At 71.3% G+C, this 26,742-nt stretch carries 25 protein-coding genes; 12 read left to right on the top strand and 13 right to left on the bottom strand.

The genetic code is table 11. From position 1 onward, the window contains the following. Positions 1-2 precede the first annotated feature (2 nt). Complete coding sequence (locus DEJ46_RS29075; protein WP_055643994.1) at positions 3-404, top strand: hypothetical protein; 402 nt, start codon at positions 3-5, stop codon at positions 402-404. Here DEJ46_RS29075 and DEJ46_RS29070 read toward each other — a convergent pair whose 3' ends face one another. From DEJ46_RS29070 to coxB, 4 genes are all read right to left on the bottom strand, one after another. Beyond that, positions 405-1,661, bottom strand: coding sequence for an Ig-like domain-containing protein (locus DEJ46_RS29070; protein WP_150271059.1), 1,257 nt, complete (start codon positions 1,659-1,661; stop codon positions 405-407). A gap of 135 nt (positions 1,662-1,796) precedes the next feature. Then, positions 1,797-2,195, bottom strand: coding sequence for a cytochrome c oxidase subunit 4 (locus tag DEJ46_RS29065; protein WP_150271057.1), 399 nt, complete (start codon positions 2,193-2,195; stop codon positions 1,797-1,799). Then, on the bottom strand, positions 2,192-3,928 hold the full coding sequence (gene ctaD, locus DEJ46_RS29060; protein ID WP_150271055.1) for a cytochrome c oxidase subunit I: 1,737 nt from the start codon (positions 3,926-3,928) through the stop codon (positions 2,192-2,194). Before ctaD ends, DEJ46_RS29065 begins: the two co-directional genes overlap by 4 nt. Then, complete coding sequence (gene coxB / locus DEJ46_RS29055; RefSeq protein ID WP_150271052.1) at positions 3,925-4,890, bottom strand: cytochrome c oxidase subunit II; 966 nt, start codon at positions 4,888-4,890, stop codon at positions 3,925-3,927. Before coxB ends, ctaD begins: the two co-directional genes overlap by 4 nt. A gap of 416 nt (positions 4,891-5,306) precedes the next feature. On the opposite strand from coxB, the gene DEJ46_RS29050 reads away from it, so the two are divergent. After that, complete coding sequence (locus tag DEJ46_RS29050; protein ID WP_150271051.1) at positions 5,307-6,695, top strand: cysteine desulfurase/sulfurtransferase TusA family protein; 1,389 nt, start codon at positions 5,307-5,309, stop codon at positions 6,693-6,695. Positions 6,696-6,717: 22 nt separating this feature from the next. Here the strand turns inward: DEJ46_RS29050 and DEJ46_RS29045 are convergent, their stop codons facing one another. After that, positions 6,718-7,692, bottom strand: coding sequence for a carbohydrate kinase family protein (locus DEJ46_RS29045; protein ID WP_150271050.1), 975 nt, complete (start codon positions 7,690-7,692; stop codon positions 6,718-6,720). Positions 7,693-7,868: 176 nt separating this feature from the next. Between DEJ46_RS29045 and DEJ46_RS29040 the strand changes: the two genes are divergently transcribed. Both DEJ46_RS29040 and DEJ46_RS29035 read left to right on the top strand, forming a co-directional pair. After that, positions 7,869-8,075, top strand: coding sequence for a hypothetical protein (locus DEJ46_RS29040; RefSeq protein ID WP_055643988.1), 207 nt, complete (start codon positions 7,869-7,871; stop codon positions 8,073-8,075). Between the two features lie 66 nt (positions 8,076-8,141). Further along, a complete protein-coding gene (locus DEJ46_RS29035; protein WP_150271048.1) occupies positions 8,142-9,659 on the top strand; it encodes a hypothetical protein in 1,518 nt (505 codons plus the stop codon). 81 nt (positions 9,660-9,740) lie between these two features. Here the strand turns inward: DEJ46_RS29035 and DEJ46_RS29030 are convergent, their stop codons facing one another. Continuing rightward, the gene (locus tag DEJ46_RS29030; protein WP_015033024.1) at positions 9,741-10,097 is read right to left on the bottom strand and encodes a HesB/IscA family protein; all 357 of its coding nucleotides are present in this window, start codon (positions 10,095-10,097) and stop codon (positions 9,741-9,743) included. Between the two features lie 236 nt (positions 10,098-10,333). Here DEJ46_RS29030 and nadA point away from each other — a divergent pair, with 236 nt between their 5' ends. After that, complete coding sequence (gene nadA / locus DEJ46_RS29020; RefSeq protein WP_150271045.1) at positions 10,334-11,515, top strand: quinolinate synthase NadA; 1,182 nt, start codon at positions 10,334-10,336, stop codon at positions 11,513-11,515. A 74-nt stretch (positions 11,516-11,589) separates the two neighbouring features. Here nadA and DEJ46_RS29015 read toward each other — a convergent pair whose 3' ends face one another. The 5 genes from DEJ46_RS29015 to DEJ46_RS28995 all read right to left on the bottom strand — a co-directional run bounded on the left by DEJ46_RS29015 (position 11,590) and on the right by DEJ46_RS28995 (position 18,061). After that, complete coding sequence (locus tag DEJ46_RS29015) at positions 11,590-14,763, bottom strand: efflux RND transporter permease subunit (RefSeq protein WP_150271043.1); 3,174 nt, start codon at positions 14,761-14,763, stop codon at positions 11,590-11,592. 180 nt (positions 14,764-14,943) lie between these two features. Next, entirely contained in the window at positions 14,944-15,630 is a 687-nt protein-coding gene (locus DEJ46_RS29010; RefSeq protein WP_150271041.1) for a response regulator, read from the bottom strand. Next, positions 15,627-16,865, bottom strand: a complete 1,239-nt coding sequence (locus DEJ46_RS29005; protein WP_190622949.1) for a sensor histidine kinase — start codon at positions 16,863-16,865, stop codon at positions 15,627-15,629. The genes DEJ46_RS29010 and DEJ46_RS29005 overlap by 4 nt, the downstream gene beginning before the upstream one ends. A 97-nt stretch (positions 16,866-16,962) precedes the next feature. Next, on the bottom strand, positions 16,963-17,241 hold the full coding sequence (gene pspAA, locus DEJ46_RS29000) for a PspA-associated protein PspAA (protein ID WP_150271040.1): 279 nt from the start codon (positions 17,239-17,241) through the stop codon (positions 16,963-16,965). Between the two features lie 19 nt (positions 17,242-17,260). Next, positions 17,261-18,061, bottom strand: coding sequence for a PspA/IM30 family protein (locus DEJ46_RS28995; protein WP_150271038.1), 801 nt, complete (start codon positions 18,059-18,061; stop codon positions 17,261-17,263). Between the two features lie 272 nt (positions 18,062-18,333). Here DEJ46_RS28995 and DEJ46_RS28990 point away from each other — a divergent pair, with 272 nt between their 5' ends. Both DEJ46_RS28990 and DEJ46_RS28985 read left to right on the top strand, forming a co-directional pair. After that, a complete protein-coding gene (locus DEJ46_RS28990; RefSeq protein ID WP_150271036.1) occupies positions 18,334-18,939 on the top strand; it encodes a DUF3043 domain-containing protein in 606 nt (201 codons plus the stop codon). A 68-nt stretch (positions 18,940-19,007) separates the two neighbouring features. Then, complete coding sequence (locus DEJ46_RS28985; RefSeq protein ID WP_411757789.1) at positions 19,008-19,811, top strand: class I SAM-dependent methyltransferase; 804 nt, start codon at positions 19,008-19,010, stop codon at positions 19,809-19,811. A gap of 146 nt (positions 19,812-19,957) precedes the next feature. Here DEJ46_RS28985 and DEJ46_RS28980 read toward each other — a convergent pair whose 3' ends face one another. Then, positions 19,958-20,164, bottom strand: coding sequence for a hypothetical protein (locus tag DEJ46_RS28980; protein WP_024758380.1), 207 nt, complete (start codon positions 20,162-20,164; stop codon positions 19,958-19,960). Between the two features lie 91 nt (positions 20,165-20,255). Here DEJ46_RS28980 and DEJ46_RS28975 point away from each other — a divergent pair, with 91 nt between their 5' ends. The 4 genes from DEJ46_RS28975 (at position 20,256) to DEJ46_RS39325 (ending at position 25,204) form a co-directional block, all read left to right on the top strand. Further along, on the top strand, positions 20,256-21,458 hold the full coding sequence (locus DEJ46_RS28975; RefSeq protein ID WP_150271034.1) for a bifunctional adenosylcobinamide kinase/adenosylcobinamide-phosphate guanylyltransferase: 1,203 nt from the start codon (positions 20,256-20,258) through the stop codon (positions 21,456-21,458). 46 nt (positions 21,459-21,504) lie between these two features. Next, positions 21,505-22,581 (top strand): nicotinate-nucleotide--dimethylbenzimidazole phosphoribosyltransferase, encoded by a 1,077-nt coding sequence (gene cobT, locus DEJ46_RS28970; protein ID WP_150271031.1) that lies wholly within the window; start codon positions 21,505-21,507, stop codon positions 22,579-22,581. Positions 22,582-22,694: 113 nt separating this feature from the next. Beyond that, positions 22,695-24,458: a phosphatidylglycerol lysyltransferase domain-containing protein gene (locus DEJ46_RS28965; RefSeq protein WP_150271030.1), complete on the top strand. Its 1,764-nt coding sequence runs from the start codon at positions 22,695-22,697 to the stop codon at positions 24,456-24,458. After that, positions 24,455-25,204, top strand: a complete 750-nt coding sequence (locus DEJ46_RS39325) for a hypothetical protein (RefSeq protein ID WP_190622948.1) — start codon at positions 24,455-24,457, stop codon at positions 25,202-25,204. The genes DEJ46_RS28965 and DEJ46_RS39325 overlap by 4 nt, the downstream gene beginning before the upstream one ends. Here DEJ46_RS39325 and DEJ46_RS28955 read toward each other — a convergent pair. Next, positions 25,144-25,908, bottom strand: a complete 765-nt coding sequence (locus tag DEJ46_RS28955; RefSeq protein ID WP_150271028.1) for a hypothetical protein — start codon at positions 25,906-25,908, stop codon at positions 25,144-25,146. The genes DEJ46_RS39325 and DEJ46_RS28955 overlap by 61 nt on opposite strands. A gap of 25 nt (positions 25,909-25,933) precedes the next feature. Between DEJ46_RS28955 and DEJ46_RS28950 the strand changes: the two genes are divergently transcribed. After that, complete coding sequence (locus DEJ46_RS28950; RefSeq protein WP_150271026.1) at positions 25,934-26,740, top strand: adenosylcobinamide-GDP ribazoletransferase; 807 nt, start codon at positions 25,934-25,936, stop codon at positions 26,738-26,740. Positions 26,741-26,742 lie beyond the last annotated feature (2 nt).

The raw sequence follows: 26,742 nt of genomic DNA, 5'->3' as shown, positions 1-26,742 counted from the left end.
CGATGCAGTCGAGTGCCACGGTCCTGGTCTACAGCGACGACGCGAACACCCGCGCACAGGTGCGCCTCGCCGCCGGGCGCAGGCCCGCGGCCGACGTCCCCCCGGTCGAGTTCGTGGAGTGCGCGACGCTGCCCGCGGTGCTGAAGCGCCTGGACGAGGGCGGAGTCGACGTGTGCGTCCTGGACGGCGAGGCGGTGCCGGCCGGCGGCATGGGCGTCTGCCGGCAGATCAAGGACGAGATCTTCCGCTGCCCGCCGGTGCTGCTGCTCATCGGGCGCCCCCAGGACGCCTGGCTGGCCACCTGGAGCCGCGCGGACGCCGCGATCACCCTTCCGGTGGAACCGGTGGAGTTCGCGGCGTCCCTGGCGTCCCTGCTGCGTTCCCGCCTGTCGCTCGACGCGTAGCTATATCGAGGGCCGCAGGCGGGCCTTGGCGTCCTCGGTGGCTGTCGGGTCCCCGGACTCCGCCACCAGGGCGCTGCCCTTGCGCCACTTGTCCCACGGCAGGTTCCAGTCGCCGAAGCCGTTGCCGAAGGTGTCCATCGTGTCGCCGTAGCTGTTGACGGTCTTGACGATGTCGCCGGGGCGCACGGTCTCGTAGAACCAGGCCGCGTTCCCGGTCGACATGCCGACACAGCCGTGGCTGACGTTCGCCACGCCCTGCGAGCCGACGGACCAGGGCGCGGCGTGGACGTATTCACCGCTCCATGTCACCCGGGTGGCGTAGTAGACCGGCAGGTCGTACGACTCCGAACTGCCTTCCGCGATGCCGATGCTGGTGCCCCGCATCCGGACGTAGTACTCCTTGCCGAGCACGACCTTGATGCCGTTTCGGGTGGAAAAGCCCGGTTTGCCGGTGGTCACCGGAATGGTGTTGATCACTTCTCCGTTGCGCCGGACGGTCATGTAGTGCGACCCGGCGTCCGCGACCGCCTCGATCCGGTCGCCGATGGAGAGCTTCAGCGGCTTGGACGCGCCGCCGTAGAGCTTGTCCCCCACCTTGAGGCCGTCCAGGTTGGCGGTGGCCGTCACACGGGTGCCGGTGGGCCAGTACTCCTTCGGGCGAAAGTGCAGCTTCTTGTCGTCCACCCAGTACCAGGAGCCCTCGACGGCGGGGGTGGAGCGGACCTTGAGGGCCCGCTCGACGACCACGCGGGCCGCCCTGTCCTTCACGGGGAGGCTCAGGTCGGCGGTGATGGGCTGTCCGACGCCGTACGTGCCCGCCTCGGGCCCGAAGGTGACGGTCAGGGCCCGTTTGGCCGGTGACGTCTCGAACGTGTACGTACGGGCCCCTGGGGCGCCGTCCTCGTCCTCGGTGGCCACCCGGACCGTGTAGCGCGTGCCGGCCGCCAGGGAGGCCGTGGAGCGCCAGCGCTGCCCGTCGGCGGTGAGTTCGCCCGCCAGATGGCGTCCTGCGGCATCGGTGGCGGTGACGTCGGTGATACGGCCGTCCTCGCCCTTGGCCGAGATCTCCAGGGGCTTCTCCGGGTTCACCTTGGCACCGCCGCTGTCGGCGCTGATGGCGAGCTGGTCCGCCGCGTCGTAGGGCTTCACCGACAGCGGATGGCCGTCGGAGCCCGCGCACGCCGTGGCGGTCGCGGTGACGGTGACGGCCAGAAGAGTGCAGCTCAGAACAGTCCGAATGCGCGGCGTGTCGTTCATGACTTCACGCTAAGGACAATCCTCCGCGCCAGCGCGCCGAGTGCTGCAAACGAGGGGCCCGGACACTTCGGTGACGAAGTGTCCGGGCCCCTCGGGGTGCTCCGTGCGGAGCGGGGTACCGCTAGTGCGTTGCTGCTACTGGTTCTGGTTCTCGCCGCGGTAGAACTCGAAGACCCAGCCGAAGAGGCCGACCAGGATCAGCGGGGCGGAGAAGTACAGGATCCACCAGCCCATCGCGACGGCGAGGAAGGCGAGCGCACCACCGACGGCCAGCGAGAGCGGCTGCCAGCTGTGCGGGGCGAAGAAGCCCACCTCACCGGCCTCGTCCGCGACGTCGGCCTCCTTGTTGTCCTGCGCCATCGCGTCGACACGCTTGGCCGTGAAGGCCAGGTAGTAGCCGATCATGATGGACAGGCCGAACGCGAGGAACAGTGCCGTGGTGCCGACCGGCTCCTTCGACCACACGCCGTACAGGACGGCCATGGCGAGGATGAAGACGCTCAGCCAGATGAACATCTTGCCTTGGATCTTCACTTGCCGGCCTCCTTGCCGCTCGTGAGGGCCTCGGCCACGTGCCCCTTGTTCTCCAGCTGGTCGACAGCGGCGATCTCAGGGTGGTGCAGGTCGAAGGCCGGGGACTCGGAGCGGATCCGCGGCAGGGTGAGGAAGTTGTGCCGCGGCGGCGGGCAGGAGGTCGCCCACTCGAGCGAACGGCCGTAGCCCCACGGGTCGTCGACCTCGATCTTCTTGCCGTACTTGGCGGTCTTCCAGACGTTGTACATGAACGGCAGGATCGACAGACCGAGCAGGAAGGACGAGATCGTCGAGATCGTGTTCAGCGCGGTGAAGCCGTCGGCGTCGAGGTAGTCCGCGTAACGACGCGGCATGCCCTCGGCACCGAGCCAGTGCTGCACCAGGAAGGTGCCGTGGAAGCCGATGAACAGCGTCCAGAACGTCATCTTGCCGAGCCGCTCGTCCAGCATCTTGCCCGTGAACTTCGGCCACCAGAAGTGGAAGCCGGCGAACATCGCGAAGACCACGGTGCCGAAGACGACGTAGTGGAAGTGCGCGACGACGAAGTACGAGTCGGAGACGTGGAAGTCCATCGGCGGCGAGGCCAGGATGACACCCGTCAGACCACCGAAGGTGAAGGTGATCAGGAAGCCGATCGTCCAGAGCATCGGTGTCTCGAAGGACAACGAGCCCTTCCACATCGTTCCGATCCAGTTGAAGAACTTCACGCCTGTCGGTACGGCGATGAGGAACGTCATGAAGGAGAAGAACGGTAGGAGCACGCCGCCTGTGACGTACATGTGGTGCGCCCACACGGTCACGGAGAGGCCGGCGATCGCGATGGTCGCGGCCACCAGACCGATGTAGCCGAACATCGGCTTGCGGCTGAAGACCGGGATGATCTCGGAGACGATGCCGAAGAACGGCAGCGCGATGATGTACACCTCTGGGTGTCCGAAGAACCAGAAGAGGTGCTGCCAGAGCAGCGCTCCGCCATTGGCCGCGTCGAAGATGTGCGAGCCGAACTTGCGGTCCGCCTCCAGGGCGAACAGCGCGGCGGCGAGGACCGGGAACGCGAGCAGGACCAGGACACCGGTCAGCAGGACGTTCCAGGTGAAGATCGGCATACGGAACATCGTCATGCCCGGAGCGCGCATGCAGATGATCGTGGTGATGAAGTTGACCGAACCGAGGATCGTGCCGAAGCCGGAGAAGGCCAGACCCATGATCCACATGTCGGCGCCGACACCCGGCGAGCGGACGGCGTCCGACAGCGGGGAGTAGGCGAACCAGCCGAAGTCGGCCGCACCCTGCGGGGTGAGGAAGCCGGCCACCGCGATGATGGAGCCGAAGAGGTACAGCCAGTACGCGAACATGTTCAGCCGCGGGAACGCCACGTCGGGCGCGCCGATCTGCAGCGGCATGATCCAGTTCGCGAATCCGGCGAACAGCGGCGTCGCGAACATCAGCAGCATGATCGTGCCGTGCATCGTGAACGCCTGGTTGAACTGCTCGTTCGACATGATCTGCGTACCCGGACGGGCCAGCTCGGCGCGCATGAAGAGCGCCATGAGGCCGCCGATGCAGAAGAACGCGAACGACGTGACCAGGTACATCGTCCCGATCGTCTTGTGATCGGTGGTGGTCAGCCACTTGACCACGACATTGCCGGGCTGCTTGCGCCGTACGGGCAGCTCGTTCTCGTACGAGTCCTCAGCTGCGGCGGCACCCTGGGTTTCGTTGTGGATGCTCACAGTTGGTTCTTCTCCGCATTCCTGGCCGGGTCCGTCTGCTCGATGCCAGACGGGATGTAGCCGGTCTGCCCCTTCTCGGCCAGCTCCTTCAGGTGCGCCTGGTAGCGCTCCGGAGAGACCACCTTGACGTTGAAGAGCATCCGGGAGTGGTCGACACCGCACAGCTCGGCGCACTTGCCGAGGAAGGTGCCTTCCCGCGTCGGGGTCACCTCGAAGGAGTTGGTGTGACCCGGGATGACGTCCTGCTTCATGAGGAAGGGGACCACCCAGAAGGAGTGGATGACGTCACGCGAGGTCAGGACGAACCGGACCTTCTCGCCCTTCGGCAGCCACAGGGTCGGACCCGGGTTGCCGGTCTGCGGGTTCCGGTCGCCGGGGATACCGGCGTCGTAGACACCGCCCGCGTTCTCCGGGAACGCGTCCAGGAACTTGTCCGGGATCGAGGCGAGGTTCTTGTCCGTCTTGGCGTCGCCCTCAACACCGGGCACGTTCTCGACGTAGTTGAAGCCCCAGCTCCACTGGTAGCCGACCACGTTGATCGTGTGCGCCGGCTTGGGGGAGAGCTCGAGGAGCTTCGACTCGTCGCGCGCGGTGAAGTAGAAGAGCACCGAGACGATGATGAGCGGGGTGACCGTGTACAGCGCCTCGATGGGCATGTTGTACCGGGTCTGCGGAGGTACCTCGACCTTGGTCCTGCTGCGCCGGTGGAAGATGACGGACCAGATGATCAGGCCCCACACCAGGATTCCGGTGATGAGCGCGGCGGCCCACGATCCCTGCCAGAGGGAGAGGATCCGAGGCGCCTCTTCCGTGACGGGGGTGGGCATACCAAGGCGGGGGAAGTCTTCCCAGTTGTACGAGCAGCCCGTGGCTGTCGCCAGGATCAGGCCCGCAGTCAGCACCTGCGGCAGCTTCCGCCGCATCGGGCGCCGCGACGAGCGGTCGGAGCCGTTGGGACTCACGTAGCGCCTTCCCGAGAGTCTCGGCCCGCAGTGGTCGGCCACGGCCGTCCGTCTCGCTGGTCGGTCGCCGCCCCGGCCGCGGGCAGGGGTTTGGATGTTTATGCGGACCAAACCCTACTGGACGCTATTTGGGGTCGCGCGGGGAGGGTGCCCAACGCGCCGTCCGAGTCCCCGAAGGGGTGGACTCCAAGGTTCCGGAGGGGGGTCCAGGACCGCCGTTCGGCGGTCTGGCATCGTGCCTGGGGGGCCTTCTGACGAGGGCTCACGAGTGACGCACGGATGTGCGGACGGATGTGTGGACGGCGGTGCGGGCCGGGCGCGTCGGGCGTGTCGGGCGGGCCGCGGGGCGGGCCGGTCCGGCGGGTCGGGGAGGGGTGCCTCGGCGGGTCGGGGCGGGGCGGCCCTACCGTGGGCGGATGCCGTACTTCGACGCCGCGTCCGCCGCACCCCTGCATCCCGTCGCCCGCCAGGCGCTGCTCGCCTCCCTGGACGAGGGCTGGGCCGATCCGGCCCGGCTGTACCGGGAGGGGCGGCGGGCCCGGCTGCTGCTCGACGCGGCGCGGGAGGCCGCGGCGGAGGCGGTGGGGTGCCGTCCCGACGAGCTCGTGTTCACTCCTTCGGGGACGCGCGCGGTTCACGCGGGAATCTCCGGGGCCCTCGCGGGGCGTCGGCGTGTCGGGACCGGCCTCGTCGTCTCGGCGGTCGAGCACTCCTCCGTCCTGCACGCGGCCGAGCGGCACACGGCGGCGGGCGGCACCGTGACCGAGGTGCCGGTGGGCCGGTCGGGCGCGGTGGACGCGGAGGTCTTCGCGGCGGCGCTGGACGCCGGGACGGCCCTGGCGTGTCTCCAGTCGGCCAACCACGAGGTGGGGACCGAGCAGCCGGTCGCCGAGGTCGCGGATGCCTGCCGCGCGGTGGGGGTGCCGCTGCTCGTGGACGCGGCCCAGTCGCTGGGCTGGGGTCCGGTGGAGGGCGGCTGGTCGCTGCTCGCGGCGAGCGCGCACAAGTGGGGCGGCCCGGCGGGTGTGGGGCTCCTCGCCGTACGCAAGGGGGTGCGGTTCGCTCCTCAAGGCCCCGCGGACGAAAGGGAGTCGGGGCGGGCGCCCGGCTTCGAGAACCTGCCGGCGATCGTGGCGGCGGCGGCCTCGCTGCGGGCGGTGCGGGCGGAGGCGGCGGCCGAGGCGGCGCGGCTGCGGGGCCTGGTGGCCCGGATCCGGGCGCGGGTGCCGGAGCTGGTGCCGGACGTGGAGGTGGTGGGCGATCCGGTGGCCCGGCTCCCCCATCTGGTCACGTTCTCCTGTCTCTATGTCGACGGAGAGACCTTGCTGCACGAGCTGGACCGGGAGGGTTTCTCCGTTTCGTCCGGTTCGTCGTGCACGAGCTCGACGCTGACGCCCAGCCATGTGCTGCGCGCGATGGGCGTGCTGAGCGAGGGCAACGTCCGGGTGTCGCTGCCGGCCGGCACGCCGGCGGAGGACGTGGACCGCTTCCTCGACGTGCTGCCGGGGGTGGTCGCGGGGGTACGGGAGCGGCTCGGCGCCCCGGCGGCCCAGCCCGCGGCGCCGGCGGCCGGGGCCGGCGCGCTCGTGGTGGACGCGCTAGGCCGGCGCTGCCCGATCCCGGTGATCGAGCTGGCGAAGGTGATCGGCGACGTCCCGGTCGGCGGGACGGTGACCGTCCTCGCCGACGACGAGGCGGCCCGGCTCGACATCCCGGCCTGGTGCGAGATGCGCGGCCAGGAGTATGTGGGCGAGGAGCCGTCGGAACGGGGCGGCGTGGCGTACGTGGTGCGGCGGGTGGCCTGAGCCGCCCGCCGCACACGGGGCGTCAGCCCAGGTGGGACTGGACCTCGGCGGCGGCCTCGTCGCCGTAGGCCTTGGTGAAGCGGTCCATGAAGTTGGCGCGGCGCAGGGTGTACTCCTGCGTGCCCAGGGTCTCGATGACGAGCGTGGCGAGCATGCAGCCGATCTGGGCGGCGCGCTCCAGGCCGACGCCCCAGTGCAGGCCCGTCAGGAAGCCGGCGCGGAAGGCGTCGCCGACGCCGGTCGGGTCGACCTTGGCCGTCTCCTCGGGGCAGCCGACCTCGATCGGGGTCTCGCCGACGCGCTCGATGCGGACGCCGCGCGAGCCGAGGGTGGTGATCCGGTGGCCGACGCGGGAAAGGATCTCCGCCTCGGTCCAGCCCGTCTTGGACTCGATGAGGCCCTTCTCGTACTCGTTGGAGAAGAGGTAGGTGGCCCCGTCGAGGAGCGTGCGGATCTCCTCGCCGTCCATGCGCGCGATCTGCTGCGAGAAGTCGGCGGCGAACGGGATCGACCGGGAGCGGCACTCCTCCGTGTGGCGGAGCATCGCCTCGGGGTCGTCGGCGCCGATGAGGACCAGGTCGAGGCCGCCCACGCGGTCGGCGACGGCCTTGAGCTCGATCAGCCGGGCCTCGCTCATCGCGCCCGTGTAGAAGGAGCCGATCTGGTTGTGGTCCTTGTCCGTGGTGCACACGAAGCGGGCGGTGTGCAGGACCTCGGAGATCCGCACCGAGGAGGTGTCGACGCCGTGGCGGTCGAGCCAGCCGCGGTACTCGTCGAAGTCGAAGCCGGCGGCGCCCACGAGGAGCGGGGTGCTGCCGAGCTGGCCCATGCCGAAACAGATGTTGGCCGCGACGCCTCCCCGGCGCACGTCCAGGTTGTCGACGAGGAACGAGAGGGACACCGTGTGGAGCTGGTCGGCCACGAGCTGGTCGGCGAACCGGCCGGGGAAGGTCATGAGGTGGTCGGTGGCGATGGAGCCGGTGACTGCGATACGCACGGCGGGGTGCTCCTGCGGAAATCGATAGGGCGCGCGAAGCGCTCGACTGAAGGGTGATGGTGGGCGACGGGCGGGCGACAGTTCACGCTACCGGGTGGGGGCGGTCCTGCCGAACAGTGGAAACTACCCCAGAGTAGGCCTTTTCTCCGGAGCCCCCCCGTGCATACGGTGCGCCCATGACCACGTACCCCGCTCCTCGCGAGCGCCACGAGTCCGAGTTGAGCCTCGCCCAGCTGTGCGGCGACGGTGCTCGGATGGCCCCTCACTGGGTGTCCCCGGTCTCCCCCGCACCCGCTCCGGTCTCCCCCGCGCTGATCCACGGGGTCGTCGTCCCGGCGGCCTCCGCGCGGCTGATCGCCGCCACCGCGGAGTACGGCGGCTGACGGACGGAACCGTCCGCCCGTCCGCTCCGTCCCACCCGTGTCCGGTCGATACGAGGGAGCGATGCGGTGAGCGGTACGGAGAACGGCCAGAGGCGGCGGAGGCTGCTCACCGCCTCGGTGGCGGCGGGTGTCCTCCTCGCCGGAGGCGGCGGGGTCTACCTCGCCATGGCGGCGACGGCGCCGGGCGGGGCCACACCGGGCGGGACGGCCGAAACGCCCCGCGCGGCCGCGCCGCCGCTGTTGCGCCTGGAGAGCGGCGCGGACGGCGGTACGGGCATCGCCCCCGGCGAGCCCGACCCCGGAGGCGGTCCGAACGGGACCGTCTACACAGCCAAGGGCCCACTCCCCCACGGGCCCTCCTCGGCCGCGGTCCACCGGCCCGAGGGCCTGGTCACCTCGGCGGAGGTGACCAGGCTGGCCGAAGCGCTGGGCATCCCCGGGAGTCCCGCCCTGGTCGGTGACGTCTGGACGATCCGGCCGGAGAAGGACGGCTCGGGGGCGCGCCTCGACGTGGCGCAAAAGGCGCCGGGGAACTGGACGTACTCCTGGTACGACGGCGGCCCGGCCGGCGACGCCTGTCTCAAGGGCAAGGCCTGCCCGCCGCCGGGCGAGACGAAGCCCTCCCCCGGTGGTTCACCGGTGAGCGAGACGGCGGCGAAGGCCGCGGCGGCGCCGGTGCTGAAGGCGATCGGCCAGGACGACGCCAAGGTGTCGGCGACCCAGGTCATGAACGGCTCGGTCCGGGTGGTCAACGCCGAGCCCGTGGTGGGCGGGCTGCCGACCTACGGCTGGTCGACGGGACTCCACATCGGACCGGACGGCCGGCCGGTCGCCGGGAGCGGGATGCTCAAGGAGCCGGCGAAGGGCGCCACGTACCCCGTGATCGGGGCGGAGAAGGCGCTCGCCGAGCTGAACGAGGCCTCGAAGGGCACCGGCCCGATCGGCATCGGGGGCTGCGCCACGGACCCGCCGGCCGGGGTGCCCGAGGCGGGGAAGCCCGGGACGGCGGTGCCGGACGTCGGCAGGCCGGACCTGGGCGAGCCGGCGACCGGGGCCGGCACGCCGGGCGCGCCCTGCGAGACGATCGTGGACATGGCGCCGCCGGAGCAGGTGCCGGTGACGGGCGCGGTGTTCGGGCTGGCCGCGCAGGACGTGGCCGGCGAGCGGCTGCTCGTACCGGCGTGGCTGTTCACGGCGGACCCCGAGGGCGCGATGCCGTACACGGTGACGCAGACGGCGGTGGCTCCGGAGTTCCTCGCGCCGCCCGTGAAGCCCTCGCCCACGCCGACGCCCACGCCCGACGAGGGCACCTCTCCGGCGCGGCAGATCGAGTCGTACCGGACCGAGGGGGACGGCCGGAAGCTGACCGTCACCTTCTGGGGCGGGGTGTGCAGTGAGTACACGGTGACGGCGGCGGAGAGCGCGGACCGGGTCACGGTGCGGGTGAAGGAGACGCCCATCGACCCGGGCAGGGCGTGCATCGCCATCGCGGTCGAGGTGACGAAGACGGTGACGCTCGACGGGCCGCTGGGCGACCGGCCGGTCGTGGACGGGGCGAGCGGGCAGGCCGTGCCGCGCCGCTGACCACGCAGGGCGCACATGCCGCGAGGGCGGCGGTCCGGGAGTCCCGGACCGCCGCCCTCGCGTTCGTGCTGGTGGTGCGACTTAGCTGAACGAGTCGCCGCAGGCGCAGGAGCCCGTGGCGTTCGGGTTGTCGATCGTGAAGCCCTGCTTCTCGATCGTGTCGACGAAGTCGATCGAGGCGCCGCCGAGGTAGGGGGCGCTCATGCGGTCGGTGACGACCTTGACTCCGTCGAAGTCCTTCACGACATCGCCGTCGAGCGAACGCTCGTCGAAGAACAGCTGGTAACGCAGGCCGGAGCAGCCACCGGGCTGTACGGCGACGCGCAGGGCCAGGTCCTCGCGGCCTTCCTGGTCGAGGAGGGCCTTGACCTTGGCCGCGGCGGCGTCGGACAGGAGGATGCCGTCGCTGACAGTGGTCTTCTCGTCCGATACGGACATCTGCTTCTCTCCCGGTGTGTACGGAGACTGCTTGCCGACGGTTGCAACCGGCGGTGTCCCGGATTCATTCCGGGCCGAGCGGGTCTTTCTCCTTTCATGCTCGCACACCCTGTCCGCGAGTGCGGACGGCGAATTCGTCACATCGACACTATGGACATCGTCAACGTGACGTGAAGCGGTTATGATAGATAGCGTCATTTCGACGAAAAGGCTTGTCCCGAAGACCCGAAGAAAGGGTGCGTGTCGTGACCACCGCCCAGCCCCTGGATGTCCAGCCGACGCCGCTCGCCCTGCTCCTGCTCGGCCGTGAGGCCGACCCGAAGAGCGAGCGCGGCGTGGAGTGCCCGGGCGACCTGCCGTCGCCCTCCGACCCGGACCTCGTGGAGCGCGCCCGCGCTGCCAAGGAGAAGCTCGGGGACAAGGTCTTCGTGCTCGGCCACCACTACCAGCGTGACGAGGTGATCCAGTTCGCCGACGTCACCGGCGACTCGTTCAAGCTCGCGCGCGACGCCGCAGCCAAGCCGGAGGCCGAGTACATCGTCTTCTGCGGTGTGCACTTCATGGCCGAGTCGGCCGACATCCTCACCACCGACGACCAGAAGGTCGTTCTGCCGGACCTGGCGGCCGGCTGCTCGATGGCCGACATGGCCACCGCCGAGCAGGTCGCCGAGTGCTGGGACGTGCTGACCGAGGCCGGCGTGGCCGAGCAGGTCGTGCCCGTCTCGTACATGAACTCCTCGGCCGACATCAAGGCCTTCACCGGCAAGCACGGGGGCACGATCTGCACCTCGTCGAACGCCAAGCGCGCCTTGGACTGGGCCTTCGAGCAGGGCGAGAAGGTTCTTTTCCTGCCGGACCAGCACCTGGGCCGCAACACCGCCGTCCGCGACATGGGCATGTCCCTGGACGACTGCGTGCTCTACAACCCGCACAAGCCCAACGGCGGGCTCACCGTCGAGGAGCTGCGCAGCGCCAAGATGATCCTGTGGCGCGGGCACTGCTCGGTGCACGGCCGCTTCTCGCTGGACTCGGTCAACGACGTCCGCGAGCGCATCCCGGGCGTGAACGTGCTGGTCCACCCGGAGTGCAAGCACGAGGTCGTCGCCGCCGCGGACTACGTGGGCTCGACCGAGTACATCATCAACACCCTGGACGCGGCCCCGGCCGGCTCGAAGTGGGCGATCGGCACCGAGCTGAACCTGGTCCGCCGTGTCGCCAACGCGCACCCGGACAAGGAGATCGTCTTCCTCGACAAGACGGTCTGCTTCTGCTCGACCATGAACCGCATCGACCTGCCGCACCTGGTGTGGACCCTGGAGTCGCTGGCCGAGGGCAACCTCGTCAACCAGATCCAGGTCGACAAGGAGACGGAGAGCTTCGCCAAGCTCGCCCTGGAGCGGATGCTGGCGCTGCCGTAACGGTTCTCCGGTACGTACGCCGAAGGGGCGCCCCGCGAACTCGCGGGGCGCCCCTTCCGTCCGTCACCCGGTGATCAGTCGAGGATGTCCAGCAGGGTGGCGTCCACCGGGGTCACGTCCCCCTGGTCCGGGATCTCCGTCTTCTCGCCCTTCCTGGCCGCCTTGGTCGCCTTCTCGCCCTTCTTCGCCGCCTTCTTCTTCGCGCGGCGCTCCTTGCGGAGCTCCACCATCGCGTAGAGCGTCGGGACGAGAAGCAGGGTCAGCAGCGTCGAGGTGACCAGGCCGCCGATCACGACCACGGCGAGCGGCTGGGCGATGAAGCCGCCCTCGCCGGTGATGCCGAGGGCCATCGGCAGCAGGGCGAAGATCGTCGCCAGGGCGGTCATGAGGATCGGGCGGAGCCGGTGCCGGCCACCCTCGATCACCGCTTCGACGACGCCGAGGCCCTGGGCCCGGTACTGGTTGATCAGGTCGATCAGGACGATCGCGTTGGTCACGACGATGCCGATGAGCATCAGCATGCCGATCATCGCCGGAACGCCCATCGCGGTGTCGGTGACCACGAGCAGACCGATCGCGCCGGTCGCCGCGAAGGGGATCGAGACCAGCAGGATCAGCGGCTGGATCAGCGACCGGAAGGTCGCCACGAGCAGCATGAAGACGATCGCGACGGCCGCGAGCATCGCCAGGAACAGGTTGAGGAAGGCCTCGGACTGGTCCTCGGAGACACCGCCGATGCTGACGCCGGCGCCCTCGGGCAGGTCCAGCGCGTCGATCTTCGACTGGAGCGAGGCGCTGACCGCGCCGGTGTTGTCACCGGTCGGCTTGGCCGTGACCGTCGCCGCGCGGGCGCCGTCGATCCGGGTCATGGAGACCGGGCCGGGGACCAGCTCGACGGTGGCGATGTCGCCCAGCTTCACCGGGCCGAGCGGCAGGGCCTTGAGCTCGGCGAGGGTGGTGGCGGGCTTCGCCGAGGTGATGAGGACGTCCCGCTCGCTGTCGTCGAGGATCGCCTTGGCGGCCGGGGTGCCCCGGACGGCCTGGGCGACCACCATGCCCAGCGTGCCGGTGTCGAAGCCCGCGTCGGCCGCCTTGGCGTTGGCCTTGACGGAGATGCGCGGGACGGACTGCGAGAGGTCGCTCTGGACGTCGGTGACGTCCTTCATCCCGGCGATCGCCGTGCGGACCTGCTCGGAGGCCTGCTCCAGGACCTTCGCGTCGGCGGCCTTGACGACCACGCTCAGGTCCTGGCTGCCGAAGCCGTCGCCGGCCGCGATGGTGGTGTCGCCGATGCCGTCGAGGCCCGCGAGCGCCTTCTCGACGGAGTCGCGGACCTTCTCGTAGGCGTCCGAGCTCTCCAGGCTGACCTTGTACGAGGCCTGGTTGGAGCCGGTGCCGCCGCCGAAGGCCGCCATGAAGCCGGAGGAACCGACGGTGACCTGGTAGTCCTTGACGCCCTCGGTCTCCGCGAGGACCTTCTCGACCTTCTTCGCGGCCTCGTCGGAGGCGCTCAGGCTGGTGCCGGGCGCCAGCTCCTGGCGGATGCTGAGCACCTCCTGCTCGCCCGGGTCGAAGAAGTTCGTCTTCAGGAGGCCGCCCATGCCGAAGGTGAGGACCAGGACGACGAGGGCGATGGCCACGCTGGTGAGCCTGCGCCGGGTCGCGAAGCGCAGGACCGGCACGTACGCGCGCTGGAGCCGGCTCTTCTCCTCCTTCTCCTCGGCCAGTCGACGGGCCTCCTCCGGGTCCTCCGACGTGCCCTTGGGGGCGCGCAGGAACCAGTACGAGAGGACCGGGACCACGGTCAGGGAGACGAGCAGCGAGGCGAGCAGGGCCGCCGTCACCGTCAGCGAGAAGGAGCCGAACAGCTCGCCGACCATGCCCCCGACCAGGCCGATCGGCAGGAAGACGGCGACGGTGGTGAGGGTCGAGGAGGTGACGGCGCCGGCCACCTCGCGGACCGCGGTGACGATCGCGGCCTGGCGCTCCTCGCCGTAGCCCAGGTGGCGCTTGATGTTCTCCAGGACCACGATCGAGTCGTCGACGACCCGGCCGATGGCGATGGTGAGCGCGCCGAGGGTCAGCATGTTGAGCGAGAGGTCGCGGGTCCACAGCACGATCAGGGCCAGGACGACCGACAGCGGGATGGAGACCGCGGTGACCAGGGTCGAGCGGATCGACGTCAGGAAGACCAGGATCACCAGGACGGCCATGACGAGGCCGAGCGCGCCCTCCGTGGTCAGGCCGGAGATCGCCTTGGCGACGGCCGGGCCCTGATCGGAGACGACGGTCAGCTCGGCGCCCGCGCCGAGGTCGCGGCGCAGCTCGGGCAGCTTCTCCTCGACGGCGTCGGAGATGGCGACGGCGCTGCCGTCCTTGTCCATGGTGGCCATGACGGCGAGGCTGGGCTTGCCGTTCGTGCGGGTGAGGGAGACGCGCTGGGACTCCTCCTGGCGGACGGTGGCGACGTCGCCGAGGCGGACCGCCTTGCCCTTGCCGGGGGTGGCCGACGGGATGCGCAGGTCCTCGATCTGCCGCAGGGAGGTGTAGCCGCCGCCGACCTGGATCGTGCGGCTCTTGCCGGCCTCGGAGAAGGAGCCGGCCGGCATCGTGGCGCCGCCGGAGCGGAGCACCTCGGCGAGCTTCATGGTGCTGAGGCCGGCCGCGGCGAGCTTGCGCTCGTCCGGGGTGACCGAGACCTGGAGGTCCTGGACGCCGTCGATCGAGACCTGGCCGACGCCCTCGATGTCCTCCAGGGCGGGGACGACGGTCTTCTGCAGCTGGTCGGCGAGAGCCTGCGGGTCCTTGTCCGAGGAGGCGGCGAGGACGACGGTCGGCATGTCGTCCGTCGAGCCGGCGACGACCTGCGGGTCGACGGAGTCGGGCAGCTGGGCGCGGGCGCGGTTCACCGCCTGCTGGACGTCGGCGACGAGCTGCTTGGTCGACTCGTCGCCGTAGTCGAAGGACGCCATGATGACGGCGCTGCCCTCGGAGGCGGTGGAGGTGACCGACTTCAGACCGTCGACGGCCTTGAGACTGTTCTCCAGCGGCTCGACGACCTGCTTCTCGACCACATCGGGAGAGGCGCCCTGGTACGGGGCGAGGACCGAGACCATGGGGAGCTCGATCGAGGGCAGCAACTGCTGCTTCAGCTGCGGTATCGCGATCGCCCCGAACACGATCGCGACGATGGACATCAGCCCGATCAGGGCCCGTTGCGCGAGGCTGAATCTGGACAGCCAGGACATGGGGTCTCTCTTCTGTGGCGTACTCGTCGGCAGGCGGGAGCAGCCAAGACCCCGGCCGTCAACCGCCGGAGGTGCCCTCCCCGCCTATACGATCTGCCATCCCCCGCCGGAAGTCCTCGGCCCCCGGGTCCACATCCTTGTCCCGCGCATACCGCGTCTGGAGTACGCCGGGGCCTTCGGTCACTCCACCCTCGGACGTACCAGTCCCGATTCGTACGCCGTGACGACCAGCTGGGCGCGGTCGCGGGCGCCGAGCTTGGCCATGGTCCGGTTGACATGCGTCTTCACGGTGAGCGGGCTGACGTCGAGCCGCTCGGCGATCTCGTCGTTGGAGAGGCCGCCGCCGACGAGGACGAGGACCTCGCGCTCGCGGGCGGTGAGCGCGGCGAGCCGCTCGGAGTAGGGCCGGTCGCCCTCGGCGGGTTCGAGCCCGCCGCCCTGGGCGAGGAAGGTGGCGATGAGGCCCTTGGTCGCGGCCGGGGAGAGCAGCGCCTCGCCGGCGTGGGCGATCCGGATCGCGCCGAGCAGCTCCTCCGGTTCGGCGCCCTTGCCGAGGAAGCCGGAGGCCCCGGCGCGCAGGGACTGCACGACGTACTCGTCGACCTCGAAGGTGGTGAGCATGACGATGCGTACGGCCGACAGCTCGGGGTCCGCGGTGATCGCGCGGGTCGCGGCGAGGCCGTCCGTGCCGGGCATCCGGATGTCCATGAGGACGACGTCCGGCCGCTCGGCGCGGGCCAGGTCGACGGCCTGGGCGCCGTCGGCGGCCTCGCCGACCACCTCCATGTCCGGTTCGGAGTCGACCAGGACCTTGAAGGCGCTGCGGAGCAGGGCCTGGTCGTCGGCGAGCAGTACCCGGATCGTCATGCGTCCTCCCCCGTACGGGTCGTCACGGGCAGTATCGCCTGGACGCGGAAGCCGCCGCCGTAGCGGGGTGCGGCGGTCAGGGTGCCGCCGAGGGCGCTGACCCGCTCGCGCATGCCGAGGAGGCCGTGGCCACCGGAGTCGGCGGGGACGCCGGGCTGCGGGGTGCCGTTGTCGAGGACGGTGATCTCGACCGTACGGCCCACCCTGACGACGCTCACCTCCGCCTCGGCGTCCGGTCCCGCGTGCTTGCGGACGTTGGTGAGGGCCTCCTGCACGATCCGGTACGCGGCCAGGTCGACCGTCGCGGGCAGCGCCCCGTCGCCGTCCGCGCGTGCCAGGGCGACCGGAAGGCCGGCCTTGCGGAAGCTGTCGAGGAGCCCGTCGAGGACGGCGAGGCCGGGGGCGGGCTCGGTGGGCGCCTCGGGGTCGCCGGACTGGCGCAGCAGCCCGACGGTGGCGCGGAGCTCGTCGAGGGCGGAGCGGCTGGCCTCGCGGACGTGTGCGAGGGCCTCCTTGGCCTGGTCGGGGCGCTTGTCCATGACGTGGGCGGCGACCCCGGCCTGGACGTTGACCAGGGCGATGTGGTGGGCGACGACGTCGTGGAGGTCGCGGGCGATGCGCAGCCGCTCCTCGGCGACCCGACGGCCCGCCTCCTCCTCGCGGGTGCGTTCGGCCCGCTCGGCCCGCTCGCGGATCGCGTCGACGAAGGCGCGACGGCTGCGGACGGCGTCCCCGGCCGCGGCGGCCATGCCGGTCCAGGCGAAGACGCCGAGGTTCTCCTGCGCGTACCAGCTGGTCGGGCCGAAGATCATGGCGGCGGCGGTGAGGAGCGCCATCGTGACGAGCCCGACGCGCCAGGTGGTGTGGCGGTCGGTGCGGGCGGCGACCGTGTAGAGCGCGACGACGGCGCTCATCGCGATCGGGGCGGGACGGACGTCGTCGACCAGCTCCACGAAGCAGATCGTGACCGTGAAGCAGAGCACCGCGAAGGGGCGCCGGCGGCGCAGCACCAGCGCGGCGGCCCCGATGGCCATGATCAGCACGCTTCCCGCGTCGGGGGCGCGGTCACCGAAGGTCGGCCCCTCCGGGCTGCCGTGCGGGTCGGTGAAAGAGGCGGCGATCATGCAGACGAGCGTGCCGGCGGCGATGGTCGCGTCGAAGGCGAGCGGGTGGGCGCGGAACCAGTCGCGGAGGCGGACGTAGAGGGTGCCGGTGGCAGGGCCGGTGGGGGTCACGTCGAAGAACGGTACGGGGAAAGCGCCCGCGGCGGGAAAGCACGGTGCCCCACCGCCCCGGTGGGGGCGAGGGGGCACCGAAGGCGCGGGGTGGACGTCAGCCCGGGATCAGGCCGTCGTCGCGGAGCATCGCTCGGACCTCGTCGAGGCCCGCGTCCGGAGCCGGGAGGATGAGCTCCGAGGGCTCCAGGGCGTCGTCGGGGAGCGGCTCGCCGATCAGGCGGACGGCGTCGAGAAGGGCGTGCAGCGTGCGCCGGAACCCTTCCTGGTCCCCCGACTCCATCTCTTCGAGCAGCTCGTCGTCGAGCCTGTTCAGCTCCACGAGGTGGCTGTCGGCCAGCTTCCACTGGCCCTCCCCCATGATCCGTACGATCATGACGCGTCCTGTCTGTCGCCTACTTCTCGAAACGCGGGTGGGACTGCTGCTGCGGCGTCTGGTCCTGCGGCGCGGCCGCGCCGCCGCCCTCGATCGCCTGCTTCTGCGCCGAGGGGCCACCGGCCAGCTCGGCCTTCATCCGCTGGAGCTCCAGCTCGACGTCCGTACCGCCCGAGAGCCGGTCCAGCTCCGCCTGGATGTCGTCCTTGGCGAGCCCGGACTGGTCGTCCAGGGCGCCCGAGGCGAGCAGCTCGTCGATCGCGCCCGCGCGCGCCTGGAGCTGGGCGGTCTTGTCCTCGGCCCGCTGGATCGCGAGACCGACGTCGCTCATCTCCTCCGAGATGCCGGAGAACGACTCGGCGATCCGGGTCTGGGCCTGTGCGGCCGTGTAGGTCGCCTTGATCGTCTCCTTCTTCGTGCGGAAGGCGTCGACCTTGGCCTGGAGGCGCTGCGCGGCGAGCGTCAGCTTCTCCTCCTCGCCCTGCAGCGTCTGGTGCTGCACCTCCAGGTCGCTGACCTGCTGCTGGAGCGCGGCCCGCCGGGACAGCGCCTCGCGCGCCAGGTCCTCGCGGCCGAGCGCCAGCGCCTTGCGGCCCTGGTCCTCCAGCTTGGCGGACTGGCCCTGCAACTGGTTCAGCTGGAGTTCGAGCCGCTTGCGGGAGGTGGCGACGTCGGCCACGCCGCGCCGCACCTTCTGCAGCAGCTCCAGCTGCTTCTGATAGGAGTAATCGAGCGTCTCGCGCGGATCCTCGGCCCGGTCAAGGGCCTTGTTCGCCTTCGCGCGGAAGATCATCCCCATACGCTTCATGACACCGCTCATGGGCTTCGCGCGCCCCCTTCTGACGGACTTCGGCTCCAGCTCTCCAACAGGTCCACAGTACGGGCCCTGTCTCCATTACCGCACTGTTCGGAGCGCGATGCGCTCCTCCCCAAGGACGACTACGCACCGGTCTCCCTCCCGCCCAGGGTGTAGACGGATCTAGGGGGAACCCTCGCGCGTCCTCCGTACGTACCGCCGTAGACGCAGTCCGTTAGCGGATCGTTCCCGCCCGGGCTGGGGTCCATGCCCGCCACCCCGTACCCTTGGGTTTTGTGTTCCGTAGCCGTTCGAAGGACGAGAAGGCCCCCACCGACAAGGTGACGGCGGACCTCTCCACCAAGCAGCCCCGCGACCCCGAGGCCCCCAAGGGCCGCCCGACACCGAAGCGGAGCGAAGCGCAGACCCAGCGTCGGCGTGCCGCGACGGTGCCGACCGACCGCAAGGAGGCCGCCAAGCGTCAGCGCGAGGCGCGTCGCTCGGACCTGGCCCGGCAGCGCGAGGCGCTGGCGAGCGGCGACGAGCGTTATCTGCCCGCCCGCGACAAGGGCCCGGTGCGCAGGTTCGTGCGCGATTTCGTCGACTCGCGCTTCGCGATCGCCGAGTTCTTCCTGCCGATGGCCGTGGTGATCCTCGTGCTGTCGCTGTTCGGGAACGCCAACCGCAGCCTGCAGAACATCTCCCTGCTGCTCTGGCTCGGCGTGATCATCCTGATCGTGATCGACTCGGTCGGCATCTGGATCCGGCTGCGCAAGCAGCTGAACGAGCGCTTCCCGAACGAGCCGAAGCGCGGAGCCGTGGCCTACGGCCTCATGCGTACGCTCCAGATGCGCCGACTGCGGCTGCCGAAGCCGCAGGTCAAGCGCGGAGAGCGGCCCTGAGCGCCGACAGCTCGGCCCTCGGCGGGCACGCCTTCGGCGAGCGCGCTGTCGATGACCGTACGTCCGGCATGGACGGGTCGGTGACGGGCGGCGCCGTGCTGCCCGCCGTCGTGCACTGGCCCGCCGGGTACGGCGGGCTGCGCGACACCATCCGGCAGGAGGTCATCGCCCGCCAGCTCGACGAGCAGATATCCGCGCGCTACCCCGTGGGGCAGCGGCTGCGGATCCTCGACGCGGGCATGGGTCAGGGCACGCAGGCACTGCGCCTGGCCCGCGCCGGACACACCGTGACCGGCCTGGAGGCCGATCCCGAGCTGCTGAAGGCGGCGCGCGAGTCGCTCGCCACGGAGCCCGCCGGGATCCGCGAGCGGGTCCGGCTGATCGAGGGCGACGGACGCGAGACCGGCGTCCACTTCCTGCCCGGCAGCTTCGACGTGGTGCTCTGCCACGGCGTCCTCATGTACGCGGACGAGCCGGACGCGCTGCTGGCGGGTCTTGCCCGGATGCTGGCCCCCGGTGGCCTGCTCTCCCTCGTCGTGCGGAACGGCGAGGCGCTCGCCATGCGCCCGGGGCTGGCCGGCGACTGGTCCGGGGCCCTCACGGGCTTCGACACCGATGTCTACACCGACGACAACGGCGTGAAGGTGCGGGCCGACCGGCTCGACGCCCTGACGTCGACGCTCGCGGGGATCGCGGCACCGCTGCACGCCTGGTACGGCGTGCGGGTCTTCACCGACGGCATCCCGGCCGAGACGGGCCTGCCCGCCGCCGAGGAGCTGGACCGGCTGCTCGCCGCCGAGGAGCGCGCGGGCCGCACGGATCCGTACCGGCGGATCGCGGCGCTGCTGCACCTGTGCGGCGTCCGCGGCTGAGCCGGGTCCTGCGAGTGCGCCCCCGCTGTGCCCATCCCCTCCGCTCCGGCGGAAGGCATGACCACAACGGGGGCCGGGCGCTCTAGGGCGTGCCCGGAAAGTCCCGCCTGGCCCGCGGGCAGACGGCGCTACCTTCCGGACACCCCCTAGCCCTCCGCGTCCAGCGGCATCGGGCCGTAGATCTTGGCGCCGTCCTCCGAGAGCGTCACCTGGTCCGCGCCGCCGCCCAGGAGGTCACGCCAGTGCTCGCCGATCCAGCTCTCGGCGTCGCCCTGGGTGGTGAACTCCTCGGGAGTCACCACCGGCTCGACCTCCGTGCCGTCGGACTTCTCGAACCGCCACGTCCATGCCATGTCCGCCTCCAGGCGCTCACCGGATGATCGGTTTCCTGCCCGCAGCGTAGCCGGGCGCGCACGCCTCGCGGCGGCGCGGGAGGATCTGAGGGTGGAACTGACTCTGCTCGGCACCGGCGCCCCCCTCGGGCTCCCCCGCCCCGACTGCCCCTGCGCCGTCTGCGCGCTCTCCCGTGGAACCCGTGTCCGGGCCGCGACCGCGCTGCTCCTGGACGGGGCTCTGCTGCTCGATCTCACCCCGGGGGCCGCGCTCGCGGCGGCCCGTTCGGGCCACTCGCTCGTGGGCGTGCGGCAGGTGCTGCTCACGCATCCGCACGACGGGCCCGCCGTGGAGGTGCCGGCCGGGCTGCCGACGGCGGGCCGGGTGCCGGACGGCAGAGAGTTGACGCTGATCAGCGGGCACCGGGTGCGGGCGGTGCCGATGGACTCCCCCGGCACCGGCTACGAGGTGACCTCCGCGGACGGCGAGCGGCTGCTCTACCTGCCGCCGGGCGGGGCTCCGGCGGGGCTTCCGGAGGACCACGGCCTGCCGTACGACATGGTCGTCGCCGATGTGACGGGCCGTCCGGACGCCATCGCCCGGCTGCGGGCGACCGGGGCGGTCGGCCCGGCCACCGAGGTGATCGCCGTCCATCTGGACCACGACGTGCCGACGGGTGCCGCGCTGGACCGGCGGCTCGCGGCGGCGGGGGCGCGGGCGGTGCCGGACGGGACGACGCTGTACGTCGGCGAGTACCACGAGGTGCCGGACGTGCCCCGGCGGACGCTGGTGACGGGCGGGGCCCGGTCGGGGAAGTCCGTGGAGGCCGAGCGTCGTCTGGAGACCTTCCCCGAGGTGCTGTACGTGGCGACGGGCGGGACCCGGGAGGGCGACCCGGACTGGGCGGAGCGGGTGGGGCTCCACCGGGAGCGTCGGCCGGGTGCGTGGCGTACCGCCGAGACCTGTGACCTTGTACCGCTGCTCGCCGAGGACGGTCCGGCGCTCCTCATCGACTGCCTGTCGCTGTGGCTGACGGACGCCATGGACCGGGTGGGCGCCTGGGACGACGAGCGGTGGGCGGACGGCGGGCAGGCGGCGCTGCGGGAGCGGACGGCGGAGCTGGTCGCGGCGGTGCGGGCGACGCGCCGCACGGTCGTGGCGGTGACCAACGAGACGGGCTCGGGGGTCGTGCCGGGCACGGCGTCGGGGCGGCGGTTCCGGGACGAGCTGGGCCGGCTGAACGCGGCCTTCGCCGAGGAGTGCGAGGAGGTCCTCCTCGTGGTCGCAGGACAGGCTCTGGTGCTGCGCGGGTAGGGTTCCCACACCGATGGCCCTCGCTGATTGTCACAAGGCGGAACCCGTGAACCTGGACGACTTCTCCGATCTGATCGAGCGCCCCGACGGGGGGATCCGGCGGGACGCCGAAGAGCGCCGCGAGCGGCTGACCGTGCCGCCCGGCGCGCTCGGCCGGCTCGACGAGCTCGGTGAGTGGCTCTCGGCCGCGCAGGCCTCGGTCAAGGTGCGGGCGATCGAGCAGCCGAAGGTGCTGCTCTTCGCCGGCGACCACGGGGTGGCCTCGCTGGACGTGTCGGGCCGCGCGCCCGGCTCCGCGCACGAGCTGGTGCGCGCGGTCCTGGACGGGGCGAGCCCGGTCGCCGTCCTGGCCCGCTCGATGAGCGTTCCCGTACGGGTCGTGGACGCGGGTCTGGACTGCGAGCCGGAGCTGCTGCCCGCCGAGGTGGTGCGCCACCGGGTGCGGCGGGGCAGCGGCCGGATCGACGTGGAGAACGCGCTGACGGCCGAGGAGACCGAGGCTGCGGTGCGGCTGGGCATCGCGATCGCCGACGAGGAGGCGGACTCGGGCACCGATCTGGTGGTGCTCGGGGACCTGAGCGTGGGCGGTACGACCCCGGCGTCGACGCTGATCGCGGCGCTGTGCGGGACGGACGCCTCCGTGGTGACGGGCCGGGGCGGCGCCGGGATCGACGACCTCGCGTGGATGCGCAAGTGCGCGGCGGTCCGGGACGCGCTGCGGCGGGCCCGGCCGGTCCTCGGCGACCAGCTGGAGCTGCTCGCGGCGGTCGGCGGCGCGGACCTGGCGGCGATGACGGGCTTCCTGCTGCAGGCCTCGGTGCGGCGGATGCCGGTGATCCTGGACGGTGTGGTGGGGGCGGCCTGCGCGCTGGTGGCGCAGCGGGCGGCGTTCCGCGCGCCGGACTGGTGGCTGGCGGGGCAGGTGAGCGGGGAGCCGGCGCAGGCGAAGGCACTGGACCGGATGGCGCTCAACCCTCTGCTCGATCACGGCGTCCATGTGGGTGAGGGAACCGGGGCATTGCTCGCGCTTCCCCTCGTCCAGGCCGCGGCGGCCTTCGCCGCGGAGCTGCCCGAGCGACCGGATCCGACCACTCCGGACGCCGAGGGCGCTTCCGAGGCCTGACGGGGAGAAGCGGGAAAGACGGATCGTCGACTCCGGGGCGGTCACGCGCGACGCGCGCGTGGCCGCCTCCGGCGTCTCCGCACGACAAGTGATGCCCCATATGATCGCTTTTCATGGGAGAAGTCCGCTTGTCTGCCGAAGCAACACCCCGAGGCTCCACCGTCCGTTCGCGACGCAGTGCCGCGTACGCCGTCTGGTACCTGCGCGTCGTCACGTTCATCAACTTCCTGAGCGCCGTCTGGGTCTCCTTCGGACAGGACCTGCGCCGCCACAACGAGGACGACTACTTCACCCCGTACATGCTCACCGCGGGCTTCGCCTCGGGCGTCTTCACGCTGTTCCTGGCGATCACCATGCGCCGCCGCAAGCGGGCAGCGTGGATCCTCAACATGGTTCTCGCCGGGCTCTTCCTGCTGCTCTTCGCCCTCGTGATGGTCTTCCCGGAGATCCGGCAGCACGCCCAGAACTGGATCTCGCTCGCACTGACCGCCTCCTTCGTCCTGGCGCTGCTGCTCGGCCGCAAGGAGTTCTACGCGAAGGGCGACCGCTCCAACCCGTGGCTCGCCGCGGTCGTCGCGGTCGGCGGACTGCTCGTCACCTCGCTGTTCGCCGCGTTCCTGGTCACCGTCACCAACACCTCGGCCGAGCACTCCACCTTCCTGGAGCGCTGGCGGTACGGCGTGATGCGGCTGGTGACCCTGGCCACCGACGACTCGCGCTTCACCGGGATCACCACCCCCGGCTGGGTCGACGTCACCATCAACGTCCTCTCCACGCTGCTGCTCTTCGCGGTGCTCTTCGCCGCCTTCCGCTCCCGCCGGGCCACCGACCCGCTGACCGAGGAGGACGAGGAGCGGCTGCGGGCCCTGCTCGACAAGCAGGGAGAACGCGACTCGCTCGGCTACTTCGCACTGCGCCGCGAGAAGAGCGTCGTGTGGTCGCCGAGCGAGAAGGCCGCCGTCACCTACCGGGTGGTCGGCGGGGTCTCGCTCGCGTCCGGCGACCCGATCGGCGACCCCGAGGCCTGGCCCGGCGCGATCGAGCCCTGGCTGGCGGAGGCGCGCGAACACGGCTGGATCCCGGCCGTGATGGGCGCGAGCGAGGAGGCCGGGGTCATCTACGCCCGGCACGGTCTCGACGCCCTGGAGCTGGGCGACGAAGCTATCGTCGAGACCGACGAGTTCACCCTGGACGGCCGGGCCATGCGGACGGTCCGGCAGGCCTTCAACCGCGTGAAGCGGGCCGGTTACGAGGTCCGCATCCGGCGCCACGAGGACATCCCGGCCGCGGAGATGGACGAGCTGCTCCGCAAGGCCGACGACTGGCGGGACGGGGCGACCGAGCGCGGCTTCTCGATGGCGCTGGGGCGGCTCGGGGACCCGCACGACGGGCGCTGCGTGATGCTGGAGTGCACCGACGGCGAGGGTGAGCTGCGGGCGGTGCTCTCCTTCGTGCCCTGGGGGCCGAAGGGCCTCTCGCTCGACCTGATGCGCCGTGACCGGGACTCCGAGAACGGTCTGATGGAGTTCATGGTGATCGAGCTGCTCCAGCGCGCGAAGGAGATCGGGATCACCCAGGTCTCGCTGAACTTCGCGATGTTCCGCTCCGTCTTCGAACGTGGCTCGAAGCTCGGGGCGGGACCCGTGCTGCGCATGTGGCGTTCACTGCTCAGCTTCTTCTCCCGCTGGTGGCAGATCGAGTCGCTGTACCGCGCCAACGCCAAGTACCGACCGATCTGGGAGCCCCGATTCATGCTCTTCGAGAAGAGCGCCGACCTGCTGCGCATCGGCCTCGCCGCCGGCCGGGCCGAGGGCTTCCTCGAAGCCCCCGGCCTGCCGAAGTGGCTGCACCGCAAGCACCTGGAGAGCGGGCGTTGAGCGGGTCCGTGACGCGTTTCGCGCACCGCGAGTGGGGGCCGCTGTTCGGCACGGTACGGGCGGGGCTCGTGGCCCGGCGGTGGGGGCACCTCCCTGCTCGAGCGAAGTCGAGAGCTTGGGTGAGCGCGGTCCCGATGACGCTGGCCGCCGTCTGCCTGACGGCCCTGTTCCAGCTCGTACAGAACCAGGACTGGGGGTATCAGCCCGTCCAGGACATCGGTTCCGTACGGGCCGAGGACCCGCTGTGGCTGGCCCTGCTGCGGACCCCGCTCTCGCTCTTCGTCCCGGCGCTCGACCTGCCCGTGTGGGGCGCGCTGGCCCAGGTGCTGCTGGTGTTCGGGATCGCCGAGATCTGTCTCGGGCGGTGGCGGACGCTCGGCGTGGCCTATCTGGCCACGCTCTGCGGCACGCTGTACGCGCGCGCGGGCATCGCCCTCGGGCCGGGGACCCCCTTCGGCCTGCCGGCCTCCGACGCGCAGGTGGTCGACACCGGCCCGTCGGCGGCGGTGGTGGGCCTCGCCGTCTACGTCTGCTGGCGCTACCGGGCCTGGTGGACGGGCGGCGCGGTGGTCCTGGCCATGGTCATCGAGGTGATCGTCAAACCGAACCTGGCGGGCAAGGAGCACCTCGCGGCCATCGCGGGCGTGCTCGTCCTCATCGCCGTCCAGGCCTGGCGCGAACGCACTCAGGACGGCGTGGAGCCCCGGCCCGGGACCCGCTCCTGGAAGCCGCCGATCAGGTCCTGAAGGCGGCGCCGCACCTTGGTCCAGCGCTTGTCGTGGCGGTACGTGCGGATGCGGGAGCGGGCGCGGGCCTTGTGCCGGCGCCCGTAGAACCGCCGGGACCACCAGGAGCCGGGGCGGGCCAGCCGGACGGCGCCGACGATCGCCACGAACGGGATCAGGGTCCCGAGCACGGCCATCCGGAACTTCCCCTTCACCAGCGCGACGAGGACGAAGAGGAAGTTCACCACCAGGGTGAGGATGAACGTGCCCCGGTCCTGGCGCTCGTCCGCCGTCATGTCGTCGACGCCGAGCGGCGAGAAGCCGCTGAGCGTGAGCCCCATCAGCGCCGCGGTGAGGACGACCACCTCGACGCTCTTGCGGCCCTGGTCCGTCCAGTACACGTCGTCGAGGTGGAGGATCAGCGCGAACTCGTCGAGCACCAGCCCCGCGCCGACCCCGAAGACGACGGCGAAGACGCACGCGCCCACGCCGTGCCGGTCGCTGGCCACCGCGCCGAACCCGCCGAGGACGGTGAGGACGACACCGGGCACGACGTGATGGATGTGGAGGCCCCCGGAGGAGACGTTCCGGAAGGGCCCCTTCCCCGCCCGGATGAGCCGGGTCACGGTACGGGTGACCAGGAATGTCAGGACGAAGGAGGTCAGAGCGAGCAGCATCGGGAGCTTGCCCGGCTCGACGATGTTGCGGGAGAACCAGTGACCCATGCCACCCCGTTCCGATTTGCGCGGTATGCGCAATCTACCGTTCGGAGGCGGCGATTACCCTGCCCGGATGGACGGCCTGCGTTTCGCCTTCGGCACCCTCACGGTGTTCCCCGCCCGCATCACCCGCTGGGACCGGGACGCGGCGCGCGCCGGCATGCTCTGCGCCCCCGTGGCCGGACTGGTCGTCGGAGTCTCGGCCGCCGCGCTCGGCGGGACCATCCTGCTGCTCGGGTCGGGCCCGCTGCTCGCGGCGGTGGCCGCCACCGCCGTCCCCGCCGTGCTGACCCGCGGCCTCCACCTCGACGGCCTCGCCGACACGGCCGACGGCCTCGGCAGCGCCAAGCCCGCCGAGGACGCGCTGCGCATCATGAAGCAGTCGGACATCGGGCCGTTCGGCGTCATCACGATCGTCCTCGTCCTGCTCGCCCAGGTCGCCGCCCTCACCCGGCTGTACGAGGAGGGCTGGGCGCACGGCACGGTCGCCGCCGCCCTCGCCGCGACCGTCGCCCGCCTCGCCCTCACCCACGCCTCCCGCCACGGCGTCCCCGCGGCCCGCCCCGAGGGCCTCGGCGCGATCGTCGCGGAGACGGTCCCGGTCCGCTCCGCGACCCTCTCGACCGCCCTCGTCCTGGTGGCGTGCGCGGCCGCGGGCCTCCTCTTCTCTCCGTACGACGCGGTACGGAACGTCCTGGCGGCCGGCGCCGCCCTGTGCGCGGCGGCGCTGCTGCTCCGCCGGTGCGTCCGGCGTTTCGGCGGGGTGACGGGCGACGTGTTCGGCGCGCTGGAGGAGGCGGCGGCGACGGTGGCGCTCATCGCGCTGACCCTGGGGTGACC

Source organism: Streptomyces venezuelae (assembly GCF_008642375.1).
GTDB lineage: Bacteria > Actinomycetota > Actinomycetes > Streptomycetales > Streptomycetaceae > Streptomyces > Streptomyces venezuelae_G.
Note: the sequence above shows the minus strand (reverse complement) of the source record. Positions and strands in the feature narration are given on the sequence as shown.

Bases quoted from the DNA above. Each gene is read 5' to 3' on its own strand.
- DEJ46_RS29075 (WP_055643994.1), top strand. From the start codon at position 3: ATGCAGTCGAGTGCCACGGTCCTGGTCTACAGCGACGACGCGAACACC.
- DEJ46_RS29070 (WP_150271059.1), bottom strand. From the start codon at position 1,661: ATGAACGACACGCCGCGCATTCGGACTGTTCTGAGCTGCACTCTTCTG.
- DEJ46_RS29050 (WP_150271051.1), top strand. From the start codon at position 5,307: ATGCCGTACTTCGACGCCGCGTCCGCCGCACCCCTGCATCCCGTCGCC.
- DEJ46_RS29040 (WP_055643988.1), top strand. From the start codon at position 7,869: ATGACCACGTACCCCGCTCCTCGCGAGCGCCACGAGTCCGAGTTGAGC.
- DEJ46_RS29030 (WP_015033024.1), bottom strand. From the start codon at position 10,097: ATGTCCGTATCGGACGAGAAGACCACTGTCAGCGACGGCATCCTCCTG.
- DEJ46_RS29015 (WP_150271043.1), bottom strand. From the start codon at position 14,763: ATGTCCTGGCTGTCCAGATTCAGCCTCGCGCAACGGGCCCTGATCGGG.
- DEJ46_RS29010 (WP_150271041.1), bottom strand. From the start codon at position 15,630: ATGACGATCCGGGTACTGCTCGCCGACGACCAGGCCCTGCTCCGCAGC.
- pspAA (WP_150271040.1), bottom strand. From the start codon at position 17,241: ATGATCGTACGGATCATGGGGGAGGGCCAGTGGAAGCTGGCCGACAGC.
- DEJ46_RS28995 (WP_150271038.1), bottom strand. From the start codon at position 18,061: ATGAGCGGTGTCATGAAGCGTATGGGGATGATCTTCCGCGCGAAGGCG.
- DEJ46_RS28985 (WP_411757789.1), top strand. From the start codon at position 19,008: ATGGACGGGTCGGTGACGGGCGGCGCCGTGCTGCCCGCCGTCGTGCAC.
- DEJ46_RS28980 (WP_024758380.1), bottom strand. From the start codon at position 20,164: ATGGCATGGACGTGGCGGTTCGAGAAGTCCGACGGCACGGAGGTCGAG.
- DEJ46_RS28965 (WP_150271030.1), top strand. From the start codon at position 22,695: ATGGGAGAAGTCCGCTTGTCTGCCGAAGCAACACCCCGAGGCTCCACC.
- DEJ46_RS28955 (WP_150271028.1), bottom strand. From the start codon at position 25,908: ATGGGTCACTGGTTCTCCCGCAACATCGTCGAGCCGGGCAAGCTCCCG.
- DEJ46_RS28950 (WP_150271026.1), top strand. From the start codon at position 25,934: ATGCGCAATCTACCGTTCGGAGGCGGCGATTACCCTGCCCGGATGGAC.